Origin of the sequence: Actinomyces urinae (assembly GCF_900119695.1) — a bacterium.
Lineage (GTDB): Bacteria > Actinomycetota > Actinomycetes > Actinomycetales > Actinomycetaceae > Gleimia > Gleimia urinae.
In genome coordinates this window covers 102977-126759 of the sequence record NZ_LT632547.1, presented here as the reverse complement: position 1 = coordinate 126759, position 23783 = coordinate 102977, and the positions used below count along the sequence as shown (strand labels likewise).

The 23783-nt window shown below is 53.4% G+C and carries 24 protein-coding genes; 8 read left to right on the top strand and 16 right to left on the bottom strand.

Annotation, left to right across the window (positions count from 1 at the left end; translation table 11 throughout):
• Positions 1-13: 13 nt before the first annotated feature.
• Positions 14-1237 carry a pyrophosphate--fructose-6-phosphate 1-phosphotransferase gene (locus BQ7114_RS01915; protein WP_072341231.1) on the bottom strand — a complete coding sequence of 408 codons (1224 nt, stop codon included), beginning with the start codon at positions 1235-1237 and terminating at the stop codon, positions 14-16.
• A 101-nt stretch (positions 1238-1338) separates the two neighbouring features.
• Positions 1339-2157 (bottom strand): lysophospholipid acyltransferase family protein, encoded by an 819-nt coding sequence (locus BQ7114_RS01910; protein ID WP_072341228.1) that lies wholly within the window; start codon positions 2155-2157, stop codon positions 1339-1341.
• A gap of 222 nt (positions 2158-2379) precedes the next feature.
• Here BQ7114_RS01910 and BQ7114_RS01905 point away from each other — a divergent pair, with 222 nt between their 5' ends.
• Positions 2380-4011, top strand: a complete 1632-nt coding sequence (locus BQ7114_RS01905; protein WP_072341225.1) for an exonuclease domain-containing protein — start codon at positions 2380-2382, stop codon at positions 4009-4011.
• Positions 4012-4070: 59 nt separating this feature from the next.
• On the opposite strand, the gene BQ7114_RS01900 is transcribed toward BQ7114_RS01905, so the two are convergent.
• The 5 genes from BQ7114_RS01900 to BQ7114_RS01880 all read right to left on the bottom strand — a co-directional run bounded on the left by BQ7114_RS01900 (position 4071) and on the right by BQ7114_RS01880 (position 8377).
• Positions 4071-4466, bottom strand: a complete 396-nt coding sequence (locus BQ7114_RS01900; protein WP_072341222.1) for a two-component system response regulator — start codon at positions 4464-4466, stop codon at positions 4071-4073.
• An 82-nt stretch (positions 4467-4548) separates the two neighbouring features.
• Positions 4549-5541, bottom strand: a complete 993-nt coding sequence (locus BQ7114_RS01895; protein WP_072341220.1) for an FKBP-type peptidyl-prolyl cis-trans isomerase — start codon at positions 5539-5541, stop codon at positions 4549-4551.
• Positions 5542-5562: 21 nt separating this feature from the next.
• Positions 5563-5907, bottom strand: a complete 345-nt coding sequence (gene erpA / locus BQ7114_RS01890) for an iron-sulfur cluster insertion protein ErpA (RefSeq protein WP_072341217.1) — start codon at positions 5905-5907, stop codon at positions 5563-5565.
• Positions 5908-5984: 77 nt separating this feature from the next.
• On the bottom strand, positions 5985-7034 hold the full coding sequence (locus tag BQ7114_RS01885) for a glycerate kinase (RefSeq protein WP_072341214.1): 1050 nt from the start codon (positions 7032-7034) through the stop codon (positions 5985-5987).
• Positions 7031-8377, bottom strand: a complete 1347-nt coding sequence (locus BQ7114_RS01880; protein ID WP_195906697.1) for a dipeptidase — start codon at positions 8375-8377, stop codon at positions 7031-7033. Before BQ7114_RS01880 ends, BQ7114_RS01885 begins: the two co-directional genes overlap by 4 nt.
• 95 nt (positions 8378-8472) lie before the next feature.
• Here BQ7114_RS01880 and BQ7114_RS01875 point away from each other — a divergent pair, with 95 nt between their 5' ends.
• A complete protein-coding gene (locus tag BQ7114_RS01875; RefSeq protein WP_230205944.1) occupies positions 8473-9075 on the top strand; it encodes a DUF3043 domain-containing protein in 603 nt (200 codons plus the stop codon).
• 144 nt (positions 9076-9219) lie between these two features.
• Here BQ7114_RS01875 and BQ7114_RS01870 read toward each other — a convergent pair whose 3' ends face one another.
• Positions 9220-10266: a quinone-dependent dihydroorotate dehydrogenase gene (locus BQ7114_RS01870; RefSeq protein ID WP_072341208.1), complete on the bottom strand. Its 1047-nt coding sequence runs from the start codon at positions 10264-10266 to the stop codon at positions 9220-9222.
• Positions 10267-10352: 86 nt separating this feature from the next.
• Entirely contained in the window at positions 10353-10859 is a 507-nt protein-coding gene (locus tag BQ7114_RS01865) for a hypothetical protein (protein WP_072341206.1), read from the bottom strand.
• 131 nt (positions 10860-10990) lie between these two features.
• Here BQ7114_RS01865 and BQ7114_RS01860 point away from each other — a divergent pair, with 131 nt between their 5' ends.
• Complete coding sequence (locus BQ7114_RS01860) at positions 10991-11818, top strand: TrmH family RNA methyltransferase (protein ID WP_072341204.1); 828 nt, start codon at positions 10991-10993, stop codon at positions 11816-11818.
• Here the strand turns inward: BQ7114_RS01860 and BQ7114_RS01855 are convergent.
• From BQ7114_RS01855 to BQ7114_RS01845, 3 genes are all read right to left on the bottom strand, one after another.
• Entirely contained in the window at positions 11810-12565 is a 756-nt protein-coding gene (locus tag BQ7114_RS01855; RefSeq protein WP_072341202.1) for an HAD-IIB family hydrolase, read from the bottom strand. The two genes, BQ7114_RS01860 and BQ7114_RS01855, sit on opposite strands and share 9 nt — an antisense overlap.
• A 71-nt stretch (positions 12566-12636) precedes the next feature.
• The gene (locus BQ7114_RS01850) at positions 12637-12780 is read right to left on the bottom strand and encodes a methionine/alanine import family NSS transporter small subunit (protein WP_072341199.1); all 144 of its coding nucleotides are present in this window, start codon (positions 12778-12780) and stop codon (positions 12637-12639) included.
• 2 nt (positions 12781-12782) lie between these two features.
• Positions 12783-14336, bottom strand: coding sequence for a sodium-dependent transporter (locus tag BQ7114_RS01845; RefSeq protein ID WP_072341196.1), 1554 nt, complete (start codon positions 14334-14336; stop codon positions 12783-12785).
• Between the two features lie 158 nt (positions 14337-14494).
• On the opposite strand from BQ7114_RS01845, the gene deoD reads away from it, so the two are divergent.
• Positions 14495-15202: a purine-nucleoside phosphorylase gene (deoD, locus tag BQ7114_RS01840; protein WP_072341193.1), complete on the top strand. Its 708-nt coding sequence runs from the start codon at positions 14495-14497 to the stop codon at positions 15200-15202.
• Between the two features lie 143 nt (positions 15203-15345).
• Entirely contained in the window at positions 15346-15942 is a 597-nt protein-coding gene (locus BQ7114_RS01835) for a DNA-3-methyladenine glycosylase I (protein WP_072341190.1), read from the top strand.
• On the opposite strand, the gene udk is transcribed toward BQ7114_RS01835, so the two are convergent.
• Positions 15895-16512 carry a uridine kinase gene (gene udk, locus BQ7114_RS01830; RefSeq protein ID WP_072341187.1) on the bottom strand — a complete coding sequence of 206 codons (618 nt, stop codon included), beginning with the start codon at positions 16510-16512 and terminating at the stop codon, positions 15895-15897. The two genes, BQ7114_RS01835 and udk, sit on opposite strands and share 48 nt — an antisense overlap.
• 344 nt (positions 16513-16856) lie before the next feature.
• On the opposite strand from udk, the gene BQ7114_RS01825 reads away from it, so the two are divergent.
• Positions 16857-17693 (top strand): FAD-dependent monooxygenase, encoded by an 837-nt coding sequence (locus BQ7114_RS01825; RefSeq protein WP_326844867.1) that lies wholly within the window; start codon positions 16857-16859, stop codon positions 17691-17693.
• Positions 17694-17703: 10 nt separating this feature from the next.
• Here BQ7114_RS01825 and BQ7114_RS01820 read toward each other — a convergent pair whose 3' ends face one another.
• A complete protein-coding gene (locus tag BQ7114_RS01820; protein WP_072341181.1) occupies positions 17704-18228 on the bottom strand; it encodes a hypothetical protein in 525 nt (174 codons plus the stop codon).
• A 120-nt stretch (positions 18229-18348) separates the two neighbouring features.
• On the opposite strand from BQ7114_RS01820, the gene BQ7114_RS01815 reads away from it, so the two are divergent.
• Together BQ7114_RS01815 and BQ7114_RS01810 are read left to right on the top strand one after the other, a co-directional pair.
• Complete coding sequence (locus BQ7114_RS01815) at positions 18349-19281, top strand: DUF808 domain-containing protein (RefSeq protein WP_072341178.1); 933 nt, start codon at positions 18349-18351, stop codon at positions 19279-19281.
• 123 nt (positions 19282-19404) lie between these two features.
• Entirely contained in the window at positions 19405-22110 is a 2706-nt protein-coding gene (locus BQ7114_RS01810) for a Cna B-type domain-containing protein (protein ID WP_230205942.1), read from the top strand.
• 106 nt (positions 22111-22216) lie between these two features.
• On the opposite strand, the gene BQ7114_RS01805 is transcribed toward BQ7114_RS01810, so the two are convergent.
• Positions 22217-23191 (bottom strand): aldo/keto reductase, encoded by a 975-nt coding sequence (locus BQ7114_RS01805; RefSeq protein ID WP_230205941.1) that lies wholly within the window; start codon positions 23189-23191, stop codon positions 22217-22219.
• A gap of 67 nt (positions 23192-23258) precedes the next feature.
• Complete coding sequence (locus tag BQ7114_RS08785; RefSeq protein WP_083431693.1) at positions 23259-23681, bottom strand: TM2 domain-containing protein; 423 nt, start codon at positions 23679-23681, stop codon at positions 23259-23261.
• Positions 23682-23783: the final 102 nt, after the last annotated feature.

Genomic DNA, 23783 nt, shown 5'->3' with positions numbered 1-23783 from the left:
CGAACCTTCAATGCTAGTCGACTGACGGAGCCGGCGATACGCGCTCACCGATCTCAGCCATCATCTCCTGGAACCACGGAGTGTTAATGTCAAACTTCTTGCCACCGGCGATGCGCTTGAACGCAATAGCCTTTAGGCGATCCCCGTCTTCCTCATCATGGCCAATAACGCCGGACGTGCCCTCAAGCGCGCACTGTACCGCGTAATCCGTCATCGACTTAATGAGGCGCAGATCCTCCTGGTTAGCCTTCGCCGAACGCGAGAAGTAGCCGGACTTTTGAACCATTACCTTCTCGGCACCAATTAGCTTGGCGAACTGCTTCGCAAACCACTCGCCCGGGTTAATGGTGTCAAGCTTGACGTGACCAAACGGATCGCGCTGAACTTCCTCACCGTTTTCTTCCATCTCGCGAACGATTTCTGCTACGCCAGCACCCTCGGACAGGAAGATATTTACGTTGCCGTACTTGTCCATGATGGCGCGCAGACGTTCAGCCTCACGCTCGATCTCAACATGATCTTCCGGAACGAATACAGCGTGGATGTCCCAGCGTTCCTTCATTAGGCCCAGCTCCGGAGCCCATTCCTGCTGCTTCCACCACTTGCGGTAATCATATGCGGCTGCAGCCGTTAGGTAACCACAGTTACGACCCATGACCTCATGGATAATCAGCATGCGCGGGTTTGAGCGGTGCTCGCCAATAATGTTGCGGGCAAAAATCGAAGCTTGCTCGGCAGCGGTCCATGCGCCCAGTGACTGCCTGATTGGAATAACATCGTTATCAATGGTCTTTGGCAGACCAACAACCGTGAGTTCGTAATCGTTATCATGGAGGTAGTGTGCAAGATCCGCAGCGGTGGTGTTCGTGTCGTCGCCACCGATCGTGTGCAGCACGTCCACGTGGTCTGCACGCAGGCGCTCAGCGGCTACCTTCAGTGGATCTTCGCCTTCCTTAACGAGGCCGCGCTTTACCAGGTCCTTAGCGTTCGTCAGCTTTACGCGGGAGTTACCAATCGGGGAACCACCGAACTCATGGAGCAAACCCGCCTTCTTACGAGCTTCGGCAGTGACCGTCACGTAGTTTCCAGTCAGAAGACCATGATAACCGTGTTGGTAGGCAATGATTTCGATCGTGGGGTCTAGTTCGTTGTAGCGCTCAATCAATCCTCCAACTGCAGAGGATAGGCACGGTGCAAATCCACCGGCAGTTAGCAGAGCAACTCGCTTGACTGACATCTAAGAACCTTTCACCTAGAAAACTGGTTTGCGCAGCAATGCACACATCAAGTCTACATTGAAAACCTTTTGGAGTATTTTAAGGCTGCTTTCCCAAACGCTTAGTCTTTCTCGTCTTCTTTTAGCTTCTTGGAAAGATCAACAACCTCGTCATCTTCAGTGGGTTCAGGAACGCTGACCTCAGGAACTTCGCGACCGCCCGGTGCCTTAGCTCCGGCGGGAACGGGGCCAGCAAACTTGCCTTCCTTAGCCAACTGAGCCTTAACATCAGCAGCGTAAAGATCCACGTATTCCTGTCCGGAAAGAGTCATGAGGTTGTACATGATCTCGTCGGTAACAGCGCGAAGCGTGTATCGATCTTTGGCTAGGCCGCGGTAGCGGGAGAAATCCAATGGTTCACCAATAACGATGCCCACTCGGTGGCGACTCGGGATCTTCTGCCCGATGGGCTGGGCAATGTTTGTTCCGATCATCGCAACTGGAATAACGGGGGCACCGGATTCGAGAGCGAGCCGAGCAACACCCACCTTACCGCGATAAAGCTTGCCATCCGGGCTGCGCGTACCCTCCGGATAGATACCAAACAGCTCATTTTCCTGCAGACGTGCGAGCCCCGTATGCAACGCGGCCTCCGCTGCTTTACCAGACGAGCGATCAACCGGAATCGTGCCAACTGCCTTCATAAACTTCGCAGTTGCCCTGCCTTTCAGGCCCGTGCCGGTAAAGTAATCGGACTTGCCCATAAACACGACTTCGCGATCGATCATAAGGGGCAGGAATACCGAGTCGAACACAGCCAGGTGATTGGAAGCAAGGATGGCCGGGCCGGTGGCGGGAATATTCTCTTTTCCGCGAATCCAAGGACGATAAAAAGCCTTCAGCAAAGGCCCAAATCCTGTTTTTAGCACCTGGTAAAGCACGCTTTCCTCCCGCTTGGATTCAAATGCAACACTAAATGTTCAGTCTAGTACCCGTCCTCATAGTTTATGACGCCTTGGCATCTTCCGCCCCATAGTGTCATCTTGCTCCCATCATCCGATACGCTTAGGAGGTTAGATTTTCAAAAGGGGTTCGTGATGGTCAGGCGAGTCAGTGAAAGCAGCATTGGCCGCGGCTTATCGCATGTCTGCAGATCGACTTCATTGCCCAACAGTGAAAGCGACACAGACGACTTTGCAGGCGACGTTTGGCGTCGCGAGTACGTGGTGGTTGATCTTGAAACCACCGGGCTTGGAGCCGATTCGCAGATCACTGAGATCGGCGCGGTCCGTCTACATAATGGCGAGGTCGTAGATACTTTTAATACCCTCGTAAATCCGCAAATGGAGATTCCACCTAAAATCACCGCACTGACTGGAATCACCAATCTGATGGTGGCTGATGCCCCACATCCAGATGAGGCGATTCGTCAATTTCTAGGCTTTGCGCAACTTGAGAACAGCATTTTGATTGCTCACAACGCCTCATTTGATTGTGGTTTCTTAACGCGAGCAGCTACCGGCGCGGGAGTCGAGTGGCCCAACCCGAGAATAGTAGATACCCTTGCGCTCGCCCGTACAGTACTCCCCCGCCCTCTTATTTCGAATCATCGACTGGGCACGCTGGTACGTCATTTCAAGATTTCAAACGATAGTGCTCACCGCGCCCTCTCGGACGCAACCGCTACTGCACACGTGTTTGACGGCCTGGTGAGCGAGCTTCAAAAACTGGGGGCCACCGACTTTGAAGACCTCATAGTCGCCGCACAAAGCGTGCCTTACCGTCACCGACAAAAAGTTTCTATCGCGAAAGACCTACCTGCAAAACCCGGAGTGTATCGATTCTTGGCTGCCGACGGCCTGGTGCTCTACATCGGTTCGGCAACCAACCTGCGCTCACGCGTTCGCTCGTATTTTTCCGCTTCAGAAAAACGGCGTCGAATCCACTCGATGCTCGAGCGAGTAGAATCTGTGCGCATCGAGGTTTGTGCCAGTGAGCTCGAAGCCAGAGTTCTTGAACTGCGTGCCATCGCGGAAGAACAGCCGCTCTTCAACTCTGCCTCACGCCACCAATTCGAAACAGCGTGGCTACTTATGGAAAACGGGATGCTGAAAACCGCGCACACGATTTCTTCCGCTCTAGCCCCGCAGGCTCTTGGCCCGTATAGAAGAGTCAACCACGCGCTCAAAGCCCGCGAGGCCATCTTGTTAGCACTGGGTGGAGAATTCGCGCCATTTTCGGACATTCCCCTGCGGGAAGTGGCTGCCCCTGACGTCAAACTTGCAAGAATGTGTTTGGAGGGACGCGGCCAAATTGTTTCCCAAAACCTGCTGGAGAGAATGGCTGACTTTTCAAACCAATCCCACTTTGAACTTGCCGCCCGCATCCGCGATTACTTTTCGTATTACATCCAGGGCGTAGAGCGAGCGCGCGACACGGCATTGATTGCTAGAGCCACGAGAGTTATCTGGGCTCATCACTTGCCTGGCGGAGGATGGCAGATCCACGCGGCATCTCGCGGTAGACTCCTCGCCTCCGTGGTAACTCCACCACGCAAATCGCCAGTGCCTTGGGTTAACGATCTCGAGCAACTTGAGCCGCTGCCTGAAACCGGTGTGCACCTGGCCCACTCCTCCTGGGAAGAGGTTCGCATGATCACCCGCAGCCTTCTCGAGCCCGGTGCGCGGCTTATCGAATGGGAATCGCCCGATCCATGGGCATGGCCAGCCGACTCAGATCTGAAGGAGTTTCCCCGCTTCGAGCATATTCCTCGGCCTTGTCCCGATCGCCTATGAAATCTGGGGCCAAAATGATTTGTGGGCGACTGTTCCCAGTCGCCCACAAGTGATAACCGTTAGGAAAGTAGCTGTGCTACGGTCTCTTGCAACTCAATCGGATCAATCGGGTAGTACAGCATCTTCGTAGTGCCCGAGAACTTCGCGAGCCACGAATCTTGCTGGCGAGCAAGAATCGTAATCGAGGCAGGCAGGTTGTCGAACTCAACCTCGAGGCGGCGCAACAGGGCCATAGCCCCTACCTTTTGAGTTTCACCGTCGAGGATGAGGAGGTCGAATTCGCCCTCTTTGTACTTCATTACAGCGCCATCTTCGGTGGCAGCCTCAACCCACTCTACTTTTGGCATGCCCGCGCCTGGGCGTACACCAACCGCTTCGATCACGTTAGCGCGAAACTCGGAATTGTCGCTGTAGAGGAGGATCTTGTTCGTTTCCTTCTCACCCGTTTGAGACATGTCTTTCTCCTATGAAACTAAACTCTGCGCGAGCTAACTAATACTTTATTGTATGGGCCGTAGTAACGGTTTCAAACCGACGCTATTTAACGGGCGAAACGTCCATGGCGCCCGTAATCTCAACTACGAACACCATCGCGTTTTCAGGATTCTGGGTATCTGGATGAATCACGAGAACACGGCTTCCAACGCTCATATTTGCAAAACCGAGGGTATTCCCAATCGCTTGCTGTGAGTATTCCGCAAGGCCCATGTCCCAAGTTGATTCCGCATCATCACCCTTGCCCCACTGGGATCCAGTGATGTGGTAGCTAACCGCATCATTCGCGGCGATCTTCGGTCCGCTACCCGCAGCCAATTCAATAGCCGTAGCTTCGGTGGGAGCCTTCGCGTCGTGGTCAAACGCGATGGTTGGCTTCATCCCTAGCGGCCCCTCGATTGAAAGACCGGCAGGCGGCTTATTGTCCGTGATCTTCGCGTTTTCAAGAGCGGAGGTGTCCGTGGGGTCAAGTTTTCCTACCAGATCAACCACAAATACCAGGGTGGCGCCTCCGGGGATCTTATCCCCTGCGCCGGCTTCGCCGTATCCGTAGGCAGCCGGGATGACGAGTTCGACACGATCGCCCACGCGCTGTCCTGCAAGGCCGTGCTTCCATCCCTTAATAACCTGATTAAGACTAAACACGAGGGGTTCAGAATTCTTCCCCTCAGGGGCACGGTCAAACGTCGAGTCGAACACAGTGCCATCCCACAGCATGCCGTGGTAGTGCGCAGCCACTATGTCATCGGCTCCAACCTCTTCACCAGAGCCCTCGATGAGAGTTTTTGCGACAACTACGTCAGGTTCTGTCCCCTTGGCAGCAGTGAAAGTAACGCTCTTACCCCACTCGCCACCGATTTCTGGTATTTCTCCATCGTAATTGCGATCAACCGGTACTTCGTCCGAGGCCGTGGTGGCGGCAGTGGTTTCACCAGTTTCACTAGGTTGCGTTTTGCCCGCGTCATCTGAGCAAGCAGTGAGCATACCCGCAGTAAGGGTGGTAGCCAGAGCTAAAGATAAGAGTTTACGTTTCACAGTTGGTTCCTAAATGACGATTTAGTGGAAGGACTCACCGCACGCGCAAGTGCCGGTTGCATTCGGGTTCTCGATAGTGAAGCCCTGGCGCTCAATAGTGTCAAAAAAGTCAATGGTTGAACCGTTGAGGTAGGGCACGGACATGCGGTCCACAATCACTTCAACACCATCAAAGTCGCGAACGTGGTCCCCATCTAGGATTCGCTCGTCAAAATACAGCGAGTAGATGAGGCCGGAGCAACCGCCCGGCGAAACCGACACGCGCAGACGAAGGTCATCTCGACCTTCCTGTTCAAGCAGACTCTTTACCTTTGCGGCCGCATTCTCGGTCAGCTCAATCTCATGAGTTGGAAATTCGTCAGACATATTCTTCCTATCGCTTGTGCGTAACAGTGCTTACTCTAATCCGAACCGGGCGGGACTGGCATCTCGCACCGCTCGGATTACCTCCTTCTGATCCACGTTCCGGCCAATATGCGGCTAACATCACTGTCTGCGCGGCACCTATCGATCACGTACGCCTGATGGATGCCCCATTCGGATAGCTCGTGATTAGACAGGGAGCTTTCATGCGTTAAAACGATGCAAGGTAGGGCGTATTCAGCGGCTAGAGCACCCAGCATCCGGATTGGCGAGTCCGCAATGGTTTGCGGATGGAGAGTGTCAATTACTCCGACCACCAGGTCGGCCTGGGCGATTTGTTTACGTAAATCAAACACTTCTGCCAAGACTTCCGCCAGACTGGTTAACTGTCCGCGTAGCCCAAGCGCAAGAGCGCCAATACCAAGTCCCGCTCCTGAACCAACCGCGCGCGCGAACGAGAATGAGCTAGGCGCAAGCTGTTCAGCTTGACCAATATCACTCAGCTTCTGGTAAAACGCCGTCAATCCACGCACGGCCAGTTGCCCAACCGTGTCCAATGCACTGCCGGTAGGACCCTGAGCCAATGTGGAGTCCAATCCAAGTAATGGGCGCTCGGTAGCACTTGCAACCGTGAGGTTACGGTTGCCAATACTATTTAGCGCGCGGAAACGCACTTGAGCCAGAAGCTCTTGGTTTTCAAACCAGACGGCGCCCGCCTCGCCTTCAATTTCCGTCCCGATGGCCGCGCTCACCTCTGCCACAGATGCAAATGCTCGCTTGGCAGGAGCGCCGGCCAGCTCCATAAGGGTTCCGATTGCACCGATCTGCGGATTCTTCGTTGAGCTTTGCGGCAATGAGGTAACCGGATTCGCGGATGGCCCCTCATGACCTGCTACCACCCAGGTGGTTTTTCCTTCGGGCGCCCAAGCCTGAACGTTACCCAACTGCCCCCTAGTACAGACGTGCATCCCCGCCGCGGTCAGATTGGTAGCCGCGTGAGCCGGCTCGAGGTCAACCGCGGTAGCGGACACGGCGCCCTCAAAAATGGTGGCGATAATGTTCGCTATATCTTTACTTTCGAGGGCGGCCTGTTCACCGGCAACCACGACGTGGTTGAACGTGTATGTCACGCCTTATCCGCAAACTTTTGTAGCATTAGCGCTTCGGCCAAGATAGCGTTCTTCAGATCGTTCAAATCCTGTGATTCGTTTTCAGAGTGCGCGTTGGTAAGCGGATCTTCAACGCCCGTGACTATCACCTGCGCGCCCGGAAACTGCTCTTGGAACGTAGAGATGAACGGGATTGAACCACCCACGCCAATGTTTACCGATGGCACTCCCCACGCCTGCGACAGAGATTCATGCGCGATTTTTGCTGCATCCGACTCGAGGTCTGCCTGGTAGCCCGGGCCGATCTCACCGGCCTCAAACTCAACAGCGGCCCCAAACGGACGGTTTTCCATGATGTGGCGTTCAAGTGCCGCCATGGCTTCCCTACCGTCCGTGCCAGGCACAGTGCGTACCGAAACCTTGAACTTCGTCTCGGGCCAAATGGTGTTTGACGAGTGTGCAACTGAGGTCGCATCGAGACCAATTATCGACACTGCGGGCTGTGTCCACATCCGTGACGCAAGATCTCCAGACCCGGCGATGCGAACTCCCTCTAGCAGACCGGCCTCAGCCCTAAACTCCGCCTCGTCGTATACCACATCCGCATTCTTACTGCCGCCAAGGCCGGCAATAGCAACCTCGCCAGCCTCATTATGGAATGTGGAAATTAGGTGCGATGCCGCGGTAATGGAATCGAGGACGGGACCTCCCCACATACCTGAATGCATCGCGTGATCGGTCATACGAACCGTTACGGTTGCATCGATTACACCGCGCAGAGAGGAAGTCAATGCGGGCTTGCCTGGTTTCCAGTTATCCGAATCGGTGACGATAATATAGTCCGCTTCGAGCTGCTTGTGATACTTAGTGAGGAAGTTTTCAAACGAGGGAGAACCAACCTCTTCTTCACCCTCTATATAAACGGTTACGTTTACGGGTAGTTGATCGGACAGCAAGCTCAGTGAGCCCAGGTGAACAACGATGCCAGCACCGTCATCAGAAGAGCCGCGACCATATAGACGACCATCCCGAATTTGCGGCTCAAACGGGCTGCCGGTCCACTTGTCCGGATCTCCGCCTGGCTGAACGTCGTGGTGGGCGTACAGCAAAACTGTTGGGGCGCCCTCGATTCTTGGCGTTTTTGCAACCACGGCGGGGGCTCCATCCGTCCCATCGGGACGCGGGGCGCGAAGGATTTGCGCCTCTAGGCCAAGGCTTTCGAACCTCGATGCCACGTGTTTTGCGGAACGCTCGACTTCTGATTGATCAAAGGAGGCCGAGGAAACGGAGGGGATACGGATGATGTCTTCGAGTTCGCGCACAAACTGGTCGAACTGATCTTCAAGTCGCTGTTTAATGTTCACTCTCTTTACGTTAAACACCTTGGAACCATTCGGCAATATTGCTATTATCGGCCTGTTATTTAGGCCTTCAGATGCCCTGCGGTACAGTTGGAACCGTGTTTGGAAAAGAAAAGTCTAAGGATAACTCTGGCGATCAGGCTCACGAGGTAGTTGGCAAGGGTCGTCCTACCAGAAGTCGTAAAGAGGCTGAGGCCGCGAACCGTCGCCCCATGATCCCGAAGGATCGTCGTGAAGCTAAGCGCCGCCGTCGCGAACGTGAAAACGCTCTATGGGAGCGCCAGCAGCGCGCAATGGAAACCGGCGACGAACGCTACATGCCGGCCCGCGACAAGGGCAGGATTCGTCGGTTCACACGTGACTACGTGGATGCGCGTTGGACCTTGGCTGAGTTCGTACTTCCAATGATGTTGGTTTTAATCATTGCTATGTTCTCGATGATTTTCCTGGCAAGGCTGACCACGCCTGAAACAGCCGCGTTAGTTGTCCAGGTAGTCACTTACCTAACATACGGCATGTTGATTTTCTCGGTGTTCGAGTCGATCCTCATCAACATGCAGATCAAGAAGATCACAGCGCAGAAGTGGCCGAACGAGCCGTGGGTTCGTAACTGGTTCTACACGTTCTCGCGCATGATTATGCTTCGCAGATGGCGCCAGCCAAGGCCCCAGGTCAAGCGCGGCGAGCATCCAGAAAAGTAAGTGCATAAATGTAATGTTGAGGTTCCCATCCGATTGGGAACCTCAACATTTTGATAGAGTTTCGCACGTTCTTTTACAGCTGCGCACTCTTTCGAACACCGGCCTAGCAACAGTTGCGGAGCGTGGTCCCGCCCTGTATCGCCTTTATTTGGCGTAGGCGCCTTCCCTAAGAGATTTTGCTATCGCACGGTTGATTTTGCCGGGCCAAGTGGGCCCCTCGTAGATATACGCGGTGAATGCTTCCAGAAGGTCTGCTCCTGCGTCAAGGTATGCTAGGGCATCCTCTGGTGTCGAAATTCCACCTACTGCGATGATAGTTTGCTCTGGATCCAAATGTTCACGCAGCATTTTTACTATCTCGAGGCCGCGCTTTAATAACCTGGGCCCCGAAACACCGCCTTCTCCCAGTGTGTGTTTAATCGTCGTATTAGCAGCCACTACGCCCGCAAGGCCAAGTTCTTTAGCAAGATCGGCAACTTCGAGGATGTCCTCATTCGTAAGATCAGGTGCAATCTTTACAAACACGGGCACATCTCTGCGGGCAGATTTACGGGCGGCTTGCAGGGTGGTCTCGATGATTGGTCGAAGAGTTTCGGTAGATTGTAGGCTACGAAGTCCCGGAGTGTTGGGGGAGGACACATTGATGACTAGAAAATCAACAAAACGCGCCAGCTCCCGTGCGCAGATCTCGTAATCACTTGCCGCGTCCGCGTTAGCTGTAACCTTGTTCTTGCCGATATTCGCGCCCACAACAATCTGTCTACCTGCAGGGGTTGAACGCAGTTTCTTAAGGCGTTGCTTAACAATATCCACGCCATCGTTGTTAAAACCCATCCGGTTGCGGATTTCACGAGATGCGGGCAGGCGCCAAAGCCTTGGCTTATCATTGCCTGGCTGCGGACGGGGCGTTACCGTTCCAATTTCTAAGAAACCGAATCCCATAGCCGCCATGCCCTCAACCGCGAGCGCGTTCTTGTCCATTCCGGCGGCAAGTCCGAGTCTGCCCTTTAGTCTGCGTGGCAAGAAGGTAGCGCCGGCGGGTATGGAGGTGTCAGCATAGTCAAACACCATTCCCATGCCAGCTCTTGCAACCGTGCTTGAACCAGCCAGTTCGATCGCCTTAATCGCTACTTCATGTGCTATCTCTGGGTCGGTATGAACCAGACCATAATCAAAAATCCACCTGTACACGCCCTTAGCTTACATTGGCAGGGCTCGGCATTTGCCGAGGCGAGAACCACGCGAGTTTTGCCAGACAAACTCGGCACAGGTGGCGATCAATCCCACCAAACCCACCAGCCTTCTCGCCCCGGGTTCCAAGATGGCCTTATCTTCGTTATTTCGTCGGGGCGGTCAAGGGCGGAATCTAAACCAAGTTCACGCTCTAAGTAATCCCACAAGGCGTCACATTCACAAGAGGTTTGGTGAAAAGCCTCAACGTGAAAACCTGGCGCACCGTAGTAGACAAAACCTTCGATACTGACGCGTTCATCGGGGCGCGTGGGGCCGATCGCGTACCCCACCAGCTCTACCTGGCCCGGGTGGGCAACTGTTGCCTGCAGTAGTTGGAGCGTTGTTGGCCCATAGTTTTGCGGTCCGTCTAACTGCCGACTCGGTAACAGTTTCAAGAGTCTTTCTGCCGCGCTCGCGTCCAGACCGTGAAATGGAACAAAGCTTTCTAACTCCTCCCCCGTCTGGTCACTTTCCATACAAACCATGTATGGCTCCAAGATCCGCTTCATCCCAATTTTGGTAGTCCAACCCGATTGTTCATCGACCAGCATTTTTGCTCCTTTCGTATGGATGCCCCAATGCTGGCCGCAATCTAGTTATCTAAGAGCCCAATCAAATGGCAGGTGTGGATGCGCCGGCACTGAGAGTCTTGGGGACAAATGGAAGATGCGATAATGACGTAGTGATCATTGCAGTAGACGACCTTAGCGATCAGCGACTTTTGGATTACACGTCACTTACGGACGTCAAATTGCGCTCTCGTTTAGAACCAGAACTCGGGCTTTTTATGGCCGAGTCTAAGAACGTAATTGAACGCGCTCTGGAGGCGGGCTACAAACCACGATCTTTCCTGATTCCGGAAAAGTGGTTGGATTCAATGCAGGAAATCCTGACAGGTTTGGGCCCCGAAGGTGAAGATGTTCCCGTTTTCGTAGCGAGTGAGGACATACTGGAGCAGATCACTGGGTTCCACCTACATCGCAGTGCAATGGCGGCCATGCACAGGCGCCAGTTGGCACCCGTACAGGAGGTAATAGCAAACGCGCATCGCATTGCAATCATCGAAGACATTGTCGATCACAAGAATGTGGGGGCTATTTTCCGCTCGGCAGCAGCTCTCGATGTAGATGCAGTACTTGTAACGCCAAGCTGCGCGGATCCTTTGTATCGCCGATCTGCGAGAGTATCTATGGGGTCGGTTTTTCAAGTGCCGTGGACTCGGCTTGAAACATGGCCCGATATGAGACCGCTCCATGACCTCGGATTCCACGTTGCTGCTCTCGCATTAGGGGAAAACACGGTTCGTCTCGATGACTTTGAGCAACGTGTAAAGCTCAATCCCGAAATGAAGGTTGCTTGGGTTCTTGGTTCAGAGGGGTACGGCTTGAAAGAGCGCACTATTCGCGCAGCTGACAGTTCCGTAATGATCCCGATGAGCCACGGCGTGGATTCACTCAATGTAGCGGCAGCCAGCGCGGTTGCGTTTTGGGTAACGCGCCGCTCAAGTTAACCGGGTTTCAATTAGGTGCTCAATAACACCCACTGTGTCCTGCCATCCGCCCACAGAAATGGTTTCGAAACCTGCTTTCTTGACGGGATAGTCGTTGCCCTGCGGATCAAGCCGATCCCCAATAAACACGATCTGATCTTGCGCCAGTCCTGTTTGCTCCATGATTTTTGCCATCCCGTAGGCCTTATCCACGCCCTTCATGGTGATGTCCACCGAGGTTGACCCACCCGAGCGAACTTCAAGATCAGGCAGTTGTACTGCAACTACATCGCGTAGTTTCGCCTTCTTCTCTCCGGTAGGATCCCAAGCCCTCTTTGCCTCCAATGGCGCCCGCTGGCCAAGAGCTGAATACGTGATCTGACTACCGCGGTCTTCGATAATGTCACCGGAGGGATCTTCTTCCCACAAGCCAAGTTCTTTAGCGCATTTTTCCAAGATGGTGACGGCATCACGCTTGGTAGTTTCGTCCAGGTCATGCGCGTATTGCGCCTGCCAGCTACCATTTTCGCGCCGGTAGTAGCGCGTTCCACACGTTGGCATCAGGTGCAGGCGGCTCATCTGTTCCTCACTCGCAAACAGGTTCGAAAGCAACTGAGTTTGGAACTGCTCCAGGTTACCTCCGGAGATTACTAACACTTGCGCCCTATCCAGCAGCCGACGCAAACACTTCCCAACCTCGTTCGGCAAACTCGATTTCGAAGGCGCGAGCGTGTCGTCCAGGTCAAACGCTACGAGCTTTAGTTGCATGACTCTCCCAAAATGCAAAAGATGGTGGCAAAACTGCCACCATCTTAAGCAACTCTTCGCTAAGCGGGAAACTAGTCGGTTAGCGCACCTGTGGGCTCGCCCTCAATCTCCGGCTCTGGAATGTCAGATTTTTGTAGCGCCACTACGGAGGCAACGAGGCCTCCCCACACTACGAGGATGGTTAGGACCATGAGGATAATCGATGCTGGTTCCATGATTAGTCTTCCTCTCCCTTGAACTTGATAACGTCTTCGTGCTCGGCATGACGCCAAGGTAGTTTTGTCAAAATGAACGCGCCGATCACGGCCACAGCGATGGTTCCCCAGCCGAATATGAGGACGTTGAGACTTCCTGCACTCCAATCCCCATATCCTTCGGTGACATATCCGATTAGAGCTTGGAATAGCATCACTGCCAGAAGTGCGGGTGTAACCAGGCCAACTATCCAATCCCACGCCGCGGGAACACGAACAGCGGAGGCGAGGTTCAGATGCTTACGCAACGCCCGAACCTTTGGAACTGCAAAGTAGGCCAGTAGCGTCATCATGATCGCCGAGAACACGACACCTACGTTATTGATGAATGCGTCCACCACGTCAAGTGTGTTCAGACCGGTGGTTGTAGAGAATAGGACCACCGAAACTACCCCCGCGACCGCGCCCACAGTAACTGCAGCTTTTCGCGCGGAGTATCCGAACTTGTCCTGGAATGCACCCGACACCACTTGGAGTAGCGACAAAAGTGAAGTGATACCAGCTAGGACGAGCGAGATGAAGAACAAGACGCCAAACAGCGGCCCACCAGGCATCTGGTTAATGATTGCGGGGAAGGTCATGAAGGAAAGACCAACGCCCGAAATTCCTTCAAGCTCATTTAGCCCGACGCCCTCCTGATTCGCCATGAAACCGAGGGTTGCAAACACGCCGATACCCGCAAGGATCTCAAACGAGGAGTTAGCAAATCCAGCAACAAGGCCCGTACCAGCCAGGTTCGCCTTACGCGGCAGGTAGGAAGCATAGGTGAGCATGATGCCAAAAGCGATGGACAATGAGAAGAAGATCTGACTTACTGCTGCAAGCCAAACGTTGGCGTCAAAGAGTGCGGACCAGTCCGGAGTGAAGAACGCGTTCAAGCCCTCCAGTGCGCCCGGCAAGAACAGAGCACGCACCACCATAATGAGGAACAGAACCACCAATAGTGGGAGGAAAACCCTATTCAAACGCTCAACGCCCTTGGAGACACCGCGTCCGAGAATAAAGAGGACGAAGACCCAAAGAACCACCAGAGGGATAAGTATACTCAGCACTGGTTTAAAGCTAATGAGGTCACCACTTGCCTGCAAAAAATCTGAAACGAAGAAGTTGGTGGTGTCTTCACCCCACGCGAGGCGAACCGAATAGATTGCGTACATCATCGCCCACGCCACGATCACTGCGTAGTAGACGGTAATAATGAACGAAACCATTACCTGGAACCAACCAAGGCTTTCTGCCTTGGAGTTTAGGCGTTTGAACGTGAGCGGCGCGGAGCCGCGGTACTTGTGCCCCAGGCTGTAGTCGAGAAACAGTACGGGAATACCAACGAATAGCAGCGCAATTAGATACGGGAGGATGAACGCCCCTCCGCCATTCGAATAGGCTACTCCTGGAAAGCGCCAAATATTGCCCAGGCCGATTGCAGAACCAATTGCGGCCATCAAGAAACCATATTGGCCAGTCCAATGATCGCGCGATGCACTATTTGTCTCGACCGGTCCAGCATTTGCAGACATTTTATCTCCTTGCATTTAATGAGATAAGCAAAACATAGCGCCACACTCGCATTTTTCAACACTCTGTCTCTAAGTATGAACACTGGCGATCGAAACTGTAATGAGCAACACTATATGAAGGCACTTTTTCATTCAGTTATTAAAGAAAGGCAAAACTAATGGCAACACCTCACATCGCAGCAGAAAAGGGAGATTTCGCACCGGCAGTCCTCTTCCCTGGCGACCCGAAGCGCGCCGAACGCATCGCCCACATGCTTATGGATGATGCCCGCCTAGTTACAGACGTGCGCGGAATGCTTGGGTTTACCGGCACAGTTGACGGCAAACCTCTTTCGGTTATGGGCTCGGGTATGGGCCAGCCATCGGCCACCATCTACGCAACGGAGCTCTTTCGCGAATACGGCGTTGAGAGAATCATCCGTGTTGGAACCTGCGGCGGCATAGCCCACAATGTTACGGTTGGCGACGTCGTGGTTGCCCTTGGCGCACACACCGACTCTGCAATGAACACTTACCGACTACCCGGCCTTCACTTCTGCCCGGTTGCCTCGTACGACCTGATCCGCGCAGCTGTTGACGCGGCCAGCGAAACCGACAACGTTCACGTTGGCACCATTATTTCTCGCGACCACTTTTACCTAACGCCTGAGGGCCAGGTTGAACGCTTGGCAAACTATGGAGTTTTAGGCGTAGACATGGAAGCTGCCGCACTCTATGGGGTGGCCGCCGAGTTCGGCAAACAAGCTCTTACGGTTCTAACCGTTTCCGACCACCTCCTCGACCACTCTGGCGACATGAGCGCCGAGGATCGCGAGACTAAGTTCCAGGGAGCATTAAAGCTGGCGGTAGCCGCAGCGTTTGCTTAAACCTGAACCACAACGGGGAGCGCCGGGCGGCGCTCCCCGTTTTTATCCCCACGGGGTTTGGACCCCGCCCCATCCACACCACTACTAACGGCGTCTTCGCCAAGCCCTCTCGCAGGCTTACTTTTTGCTTGAAAGGAGAGACAATGACTATTCCAAAATGGGCAGATGCCAACGAAGAGACAAGAAGGTACTACAGCAACGAGTGGGGCCGGCTTCCAGAAAACGACGACGCCGCATTTGAAATGTTAAGCCTGCTAACTTTCCAAGCCGGATTAACTTGGGCTACTGTGCTTTCCAAACGAGAGGCACTTCGCTCGGCGTTCAGCAACTTCAAGATCGAAGCGGTTGCAAGAATGAAGGATGAGGATGTCGCCAGACTGCTAAAAGGCGATAGCCCAATTAAGAACGAGCGGAAAATCCGGGCGGTTATCCAAAACGCTAGAGCCATTCAGGAGTATCGCAGCACCGTACAACACGAGAAGCGAAAGAATGCATTCTTAGCCGTGCTAACAAACTCCGCGGGGAAACCTGGGGTTTGGCCGGTCTACGGCGAGGAGCAAATGACGCTGCTTCGCCACTTTTTTAACGACTGGGGATTCACTTTTACCGGCCCAAAACTGATTCGCGCTTTAGTCGAGTCTTTCGGCCTCGCTCTTCCCTGGCTAGAAGGAGAGGCGACAATCGAGAGCGATTCAAACACTTTGCAAATAGTGGTGGATCCTGTTGACAATCATGTCTAGTGCAACCAGATTCTGCACCCCATCAGGAATGATGATGTCGGCCTTACGCTTAGACGGCTCGACGTAGAGGTCGTGCATAGGCTTAACGGTTTCCAGATACTGCTTTTCAATTGAATCAATTGTGCGACCGCGCTCAACCATGTCGCGCCGTACACGCCGCAAGATACGCTCATCCGCGTCTGTGTCCACAAACAGTTTTATATTGAATAGCTCACAAAGCTCGGGAAACACGAATAACAATATCCCCTCCACAATCACAACGGGTTTTGGCGCGATTGTTACAACCTCTTCACTGCGGTTGTGGATGGTGTAGTCATACACGGGACACTCGATAGGGTTCCCCTCAACCAGCTCGCGGAGCTGCTCTATCATCAGATCAATATCAAATGCGCTGGGAGCATCATAGTTGAGGGCCGCGCGTTGTTCATAGGTGAGGCCGGTGTGCGACTTGTAATAATTGTCGAGATACACAACTGCCGTGTTACCTTTGAACTCTTTCACAAGCGCCTTAGTCAAGGACGTCTTACCGCTTGCAGTTCCGCCAGCAATGCCAATGACGAGCGAACGCACGTTACTACCCCGATCTTCGAGATTTTTTCTAAGTCTAGTGGATTTGAGCCAGAACACCCGCATTCACAAGGGCGCATCTCTCACTGACTTACATACGCAAGGTTCCTCGCAAAACCAATACGCGAGACCAAAGCTCCCCACGCTGCACACAATTTCCCGTTAGAGTGTGAGTTGCGGCATATTCGCGCGCGTTAGTCGGCCACTCTTGCCATATTCGTATACGAATATGTGTACGAACGGTTCGGCGAGATGGTCCGCCACCCACAAAGAAGTGAGGAATAATCGTGTAATTTCCCCACCATGGTTACGTCTCTGAAAATCCTCGTGTCAGAGTTGCTCAGGGCCTGGGAGCTGATCGCCCTGCAGAACTCCCCGATGAAGTCGATGTTCTGATCGTTGGCGCTGGCCCTGAAGGCATGCTGATGGCAGCCCAGATGTCGGTTTTCCCAGACATCTCTACTGCGATCATTGATAAGCGCGGCGGCAGGCTACCGCTTGGCCATGCTGATGGCATTCAGGCGCGTTCGGTTGAAACATTCCAGGCTTTTGGTTTCGCACCGGAAATCACCGCAGAAGCTTACATGATTGTTGAGACTGCATTTTGGCAGCCGGATCCAGCGAATCTCGATCACATAAAGCGCATGCACCGCACGGAGGACGATCCGTATCGAATTGCTGAGTTCCCCGACATTCGACTTAAGTCCATCATCCAGTCCAACCACGGATCAATCCTGCATATTCCGCGTGAAGGCGGATACCTGTTCCGCACGTACGTGGATCTTGGCATCGTTAACGAGAACGACAACCACGCGGTGCGTACGACACCTCTCGAAGAAATCATTCGGCGGATGAACGAGATCGTGGCCCCATACTCGGTTGACGTGAAGAACGTTGCTTGGTGGTCCGTCTACGAAGTTGGCCACCGCGTAACGGATCGATTCGATGAGATCCCAACCGAAGAAGTAGGAACTCGCGACCCGCACGTCTTTATCTCGGGTGATGCCTGCCATACGCACGAGGCTGATAGCCGCTGGCGCATCTACGAATTCGCTGACAAGGAACGCGCCGCGCTTTCGGGCACAAAGGTTGCCGAGTGGGCTAAGTGGATGGACGAGTCACAAGCCCGAAGAGATCGGCGAGTTCTTCTCGAGGATCTACATCGAACAGAACCAATTTTGTAAACGGCGTCTATCAGTGAAAAGTTATTGAACTGCGTCCCATTAAATCCAGACTGACAGTTACATTGTGGATATCTGCGACCTCGCACCCAAGGTCTAACGTGACCTGTTGGCCGGCGAGCACGGGCGTGGGCGGAAGTGGTATGGCTCCAGAATCTTGCGATCCAACGATTGGCGCGCTAACTCCGTTAGAGACTACAGAAACCGTGACTTGGTCCGTCCAGAACTCTTCCTCTCCCACATTCTCTATGGTTATTGGAAGCGTTACCGGCTGGCCCTGATCCCCCGTGTAGGTTCCAAGCGGCTGCGGCTGGCCAACAGCTACCTTCACCCCGATCTCCGCTTCTACGAACTCATCAAATTTAGCCGTTCTTGAGACCGCTCCCCCAGGTTGGAGCTGCGAGAGCGATTGCGCCGAAGCGCTCGCCTCCGGAGTTGAACCTTCCGGGCCTGCGATTTGGCCGCCACAACCGGCGAGCACCACTACCAGCGAAGCTGCGCAACCTACCCGCAACGCGTGCTTACCCAGTGGAGTCATGCTCACCCCTCGTAGAACTTGAAACGCGATCATCTAACAATAGTGCGCGATCTGCATCAAATTCTGCCATTATTTACATAAGTTTTCATTGGCGCCAACTCGTCACCGGATGGAGGATTTATGTCTGGCGGCATCGTTGCTTTACTTGACGACATCGCTACTCTAGCCAAAATGGCTGCGGCAAGCGTCGACGACGTGGCAGCTGCCACCGGCAGGGCTAGCGCCAAAACTGTTGGGGTTATTGTGGACGACACTGCGGTAACGCCTCAGTATCTACAAGGCCTCAAACCTGAACGTGAGCTTCCCATCATCAAGCGAATTGCTCGTGGATCTTTAAAGAACAAGCTACTAATTATCTTGCCTGCCGCGTTACTGCTCAGCCAGTTTGCGCCATGGGCACTTCCTATCCTCTTGATTGCAGGCGGGTCTTTCCTAGCCTTTGAGGGAATGGAGAAAGTTTGGGAGAAACTGCGCGGTGGTGAGCATGACGAGCCTCTTATTGTTGCGGGACCATCCGGCGAAGAGCAGATTGTAAAGAGCGCGGTTAGAACCGACCTGATCTTGTCGGCAGAGATTATGATCATCGCACTGAATGAAGTGGCTTCCGAGGGCTTCGTTGCACGCTCCATAATCTTGATAGCTGTTGGCTTTCTTATCACCTTCGTGGTCTACGGAATGGTTGCAGTTTTGGTAAAAATCGACGACATTGGCGTTGCCTTGATGAAGCGAGAGAAGGCATCCTCGCAGCGAATTGGCAAACTGCTTTTTGAAGCGATGCCGCGCGTGTTGGCCACTATCGGAGTGATCGGCACACTCGCAATGCTTTGGGTTGGTGGGCACATCGTAGTTGTTTCCGCCGCGGATTTGGGGTGGACTGCGCCGCATCAGATTATTGAACGCCTGGCTCACCTAGGCACAGATTTCACCTTTGGAGCAGGCTTTTTGAGCTGGACTATAGAAACGCTGGCCTCTTTGCTGGTGGGCGCATTTCTAGGATCCCTCCTGGTTGGCGTCCACCACGGCTTGAAGGCCCTGCGCAAAAACCACAATTAAGAATGGCACCGACAGGCGTTCTTCGACCCCACCCAAACGGTTGTTTCAGCCTGATAGCATCGTGCCTATGGATGCTTCTCACAGCGTCTCTTAGCACGATCTGTTTTAGCGGGTGTTTTCAAAATGCGTCTCCCAAGAGTCCGATCTGTTTTCATTGCTCTTTCAACGGTGTGCGCGGTAATGCTAGGCATTCCGGCGACTACCGCCCTTGCTGAAGAAGATGCCGCTCAGGCTAGTGGCGAACCAGAAATCGTTGAATGCGTGTTCCAGTGTTCGCGTGAAGAACTCCAAGACTTTATTGTCGACGCCGGCAGTAACCCGACCAAGATAGTGCTGGGTCTTCTCGACACAGATGTTGACCAAACGTTAGTCATACCGACCGGTGCAGACATAACGATAGTGAACGCCCCTACCACAGACCCCAATTACGTGAACGACACTCGCCTCCTGCGCGAAGACGGGTTTGACGGCACCCTGATTGAAGTCGAAGAGGGGGCAAGGCTAACTCTAGATAAGAACGAATCTGGAATCGGTACTCTATCTGTTGGCGCTCGCGGAGAATGGGTAAAAGCAAATTCTCCCGCGATTGAAGTCAAGGGCGAGCTCATTATGGACCATGGCCGCGTTGAGGGAGCTAGGGACCTCTCTAATAAAAAAGAAGGCGCTATTACCGTCACGGGGCCGAATGCGAAGTTCGTTCTCAATGAAGGACAAGTTACCGATAACCAGCGTCTATTAGATCCCGCGAATGCGACTCAAGAAGGCGCCGCAAATGTGGCGCTGAGCAACGGCGCAACCATGGTCATGAACGGCGGCGAAATCTCAAAGGGACGCGCAATGACGGATGAAGGCGCCTACGGAGAAACTGGCGGCATTGGCCTATTTGGAGGATCCCATCTGACTATCAATGGCGGAACTATTACTGGTAACCACGGTTGGGCCGGCAACATCGGGATTTACAGTTGGCTCTCCGGCGCAAACACAGAAGGTTATGAAACTAAACGTTCCGTTGTTGAGATTAATGGCGGCGAGATTTCCAAAGGTTACGCCCAGTTTGGCGGCGGTGGCATAAATGTTTTCGGCAACGGGGCCGTAACCATGAACGCCGGCCAGATCAGCGACAATGAAGCTGCCTATGGAGGCGGCGTCAATGCTATGGACCTCTACGTTAAAGCTGGAAGCAAGCCCTTTGAGGAGGTCCCAGCTGAAGGTAAGGGGAACGGTTTCACCACCGAAGAGTGGACCAAGATCTCCCCGGCTAGTTTCACCATGCGGGGTGGAACTATTAGCAACAACTGGGCGGCAAATACCGGTGGCGGCGTGAACACCGTGTCCAATGGAGTGTGGCTACTTGGCGGCGAGATTTCGAACAATACAGCAGATAGTCAAGGCGGCGGCCTATACGTTGCAACCGAGTCATATTCCGCCCATCTTCAAAACGCGCTAGTAACTCAAAACGGGCTTTCAGATACGCCTGAATACGACGTTGGCAAGGGCGGCGGAATATGGTTGTGTCCTACCGGCTCACTGATTATGCACGTGACCGATGGAGGCGCAATTTTTGACAATAAGGCTCCGCGAAACTCAGATGAGATTAGCGACTATTACGGCGATGACATCGCGCATGACAATCTTGGCAAAGCCAACCCGGCAAAACTCATTCTTGATAAGAATATGCTTGGCGGCGGAAACGCAGCGTATTACAAGGATGGCGGTGTGAATAAGACTCGCTTCGATGATGAGAATCGCGGAAAAGAACAGGTTTTCCAGAACCTAGCCGATGGTTCCTCAGGACGAGAGGTTGACGAAAACGCCGAATATCGAAGTACTCTGTCCAACGCGGGGCTCAAGAACGTGGCTTCGGATGAAGCGAAGCTACGTGCAAAGTCTTGGGCCAGCTTGATCATCACCGGAAACAAGGCGCCTCGTGGAAGTGGCATTGGCTCCAATGGGAATGTTACGTTCGGCACTCCCGAGTCCACCGAGATTAGTGTGCGAAAAGAATGGACCTACACCACGGGCCATGAACTCTCCGAAGATCTAAAGGTCCCAGTGACCGTGCAACTTGAAGCTAACTTCGCTCATGAGACCGAGAAGTTTCCGGTGGCAAAACCAGTCGTTTTAGATGGCGATAATAACTGGAGTTACACCTTCCGAGATCTCCCTACTGAGAATAAGGGACGCAGCATAATCTACTCGGTGAAGGAACTGGATTCCGACGTACTGAAGAACGGTTTCAGCTCGTCGGTGGCTGTTGATCCAGATAAGGAAAAGACCTTCATAGTAAAGAATGAGCTGGATCTTATTTCTATTCCAGTGGAGAAATTCTGGGAAGGCGGAGAGGTCACTGATCGTCCTAAATCAGTGACAGTTCGGCTTCTTCAAAATGGAGAACGAACGGATCAAACGATCACGCTCAACGAAGCCAACGGCTGGAAGGGGCAGTTCACTAATCTGCAACCCTACAAAAAATGGGATGGTGAAACAGGGCAGTTTGAAGCGAATGCCTACAGTATTGTCGAAGACAACGCTGGTTCTTTCGAGTCTTCTATCTCCGGGAACCAAACCGATGGTTTCAAAATAACCAACAGGTTCATCCCGACGGAGCCGACCACTCAGCCAACTACCCAGCCGACTACCCAGCCCAGTGGTACCGAGCCGAGTACAACAGTGACAAGCCCTGTGCCACCCACAAGCACGGAACCTTCACTTCCAAGTCACCCGCAATTACCGAAGACAGGCACGGACCTGCTCATTCTTATCCCGATTGCTGTTGCTCTCTTAATAGTTGGTGGTGGAATCCTAATCGCTAGGAGGCAAGCCGAATAGGTATTCATCATCAGCTAAACCGCCTGCCTTTATTGGTTAGGTGATAGCACCAACTAGTGACGGCCGTGAATCATGTCGATCACGGCCGCTACAGTTGTCACTACGTTTATGCGAAAAGTTGGTCTAGCTTGCTCTTGAGCTCGGGGGTGAGGCGCCCCAGAGCCGTTAGTGCCCCCAGGTTTTCCTCAAGCTGCTTCGCGGACGAGGCTCCTAGGATAACCGTAGAAACATGCGGGTTTGCTGCAACCCAGGCTAGTGCAAGCTGCGCCGGAGATACCTCGAGTTCCTCCGCCATAGCTACCAGAGCGCGAACGCCCTTTTCATGCTTGCGGGCCTCCTCAGCGATCGATTCGCGCCCCTCCAATGTGGCTCGCGATCCTTCGGGAATACCATCAAGGTACTTACCGGTCAAGATTCCAGAGGCGAGCGGGCTCCAAGTGGTAAGACCAAGGCCAATATCCTCGTATAGGCGCGCAAACTCGCTTTCCACCTTGTGCCTATGGAGCAGATTGTATTGCGGTTGCTCCATGACAGGTTTACGCAAGTTCCTGCGGTCAGCGATTTCGTAGGCAGCACGAATATCATCGGCAGACCATTCAGAAGTCCCCCAGTAGAGGGCCTTGCCCTGACTGATCATGTCTGAAAATGCGTAAACAGTTTCTTCAATGGGCGTGTTCGGATCGGGCCTGTGTGCGTAAACCAGGTCCACATAGTCCAAACCAAGACGCTCTAGAGAGCCATCAACTGCCTGCATCAAATACTTGCGGTTAAGCGTGTTCTTCATATTCACCATGTCGTGAATTCCCCAGAACAGCTTTGTGGAGATGATGTACTCGTGGCGTTTCCAGCCGAGCTCGCGGATAGCCTGACCCATTATTTCTTCAGATTTACCAAACTCGTAAGATTCCGCGTTATCGAAGAAGTTGACACCGGCCTCTGCAGCTATCTGGAGCTGTTCTTTTGCGACACCCGTGTCTACTTGACTTCCAAACGTAACCCATGAGCCGAAGCTGAACTGGGAGACCTGTAGACCCGAGGAGCCTAAACGGTTGTATGGCATTGAAGGCAAAGTTTTGTTCATACAGCCAATATAACGTGCAAAATACGGGAGCGCGCCAGCTGCACGCCCCCGTCTACTGTGGTTTCTATTAGCGGGTGTACGCTCCGGTGTAATCGAAAACAATTTCTTCTGAGGCACCGTATGCTTCCCCGTAGGCTTTGACGGCGGCAATAATCCAGTCCACCAGGCCCCAGATGCCAAACGTCAGCCAGTTGCAGAAGAACTTGGCGAGGCCAAGCCCCACCTGCCCGCGCATGAAGCGGTCAACACCAAACCCGCCCAGCAGGAATGCTCCCAGCCAAACGAACAGGTGCTTGTTCACGTGCTTGTAACCACTAGCCGCATACGGATAGCCGTACACGCCCGAATACGATCCATAGTTCTGCTGGGCCGAGTACTGGCCTCCAGGCTGCTGCGAATATGAAGGAGGTGGAGCCTGGTACTGGTTACCGTAGGAGTTGCCATTAGCGCCGGGAACCTGACTCTGGTTGTTGTTTTCTGGATAGCTCATATGAAGCCCCCTCGTTGGTTCTATTGCACACAAAGATATAACATTGTTGCGACTTCAATGCATGCGTGGACCTCGTGCCCGGATTTTGGTTTGGTTTTCCCT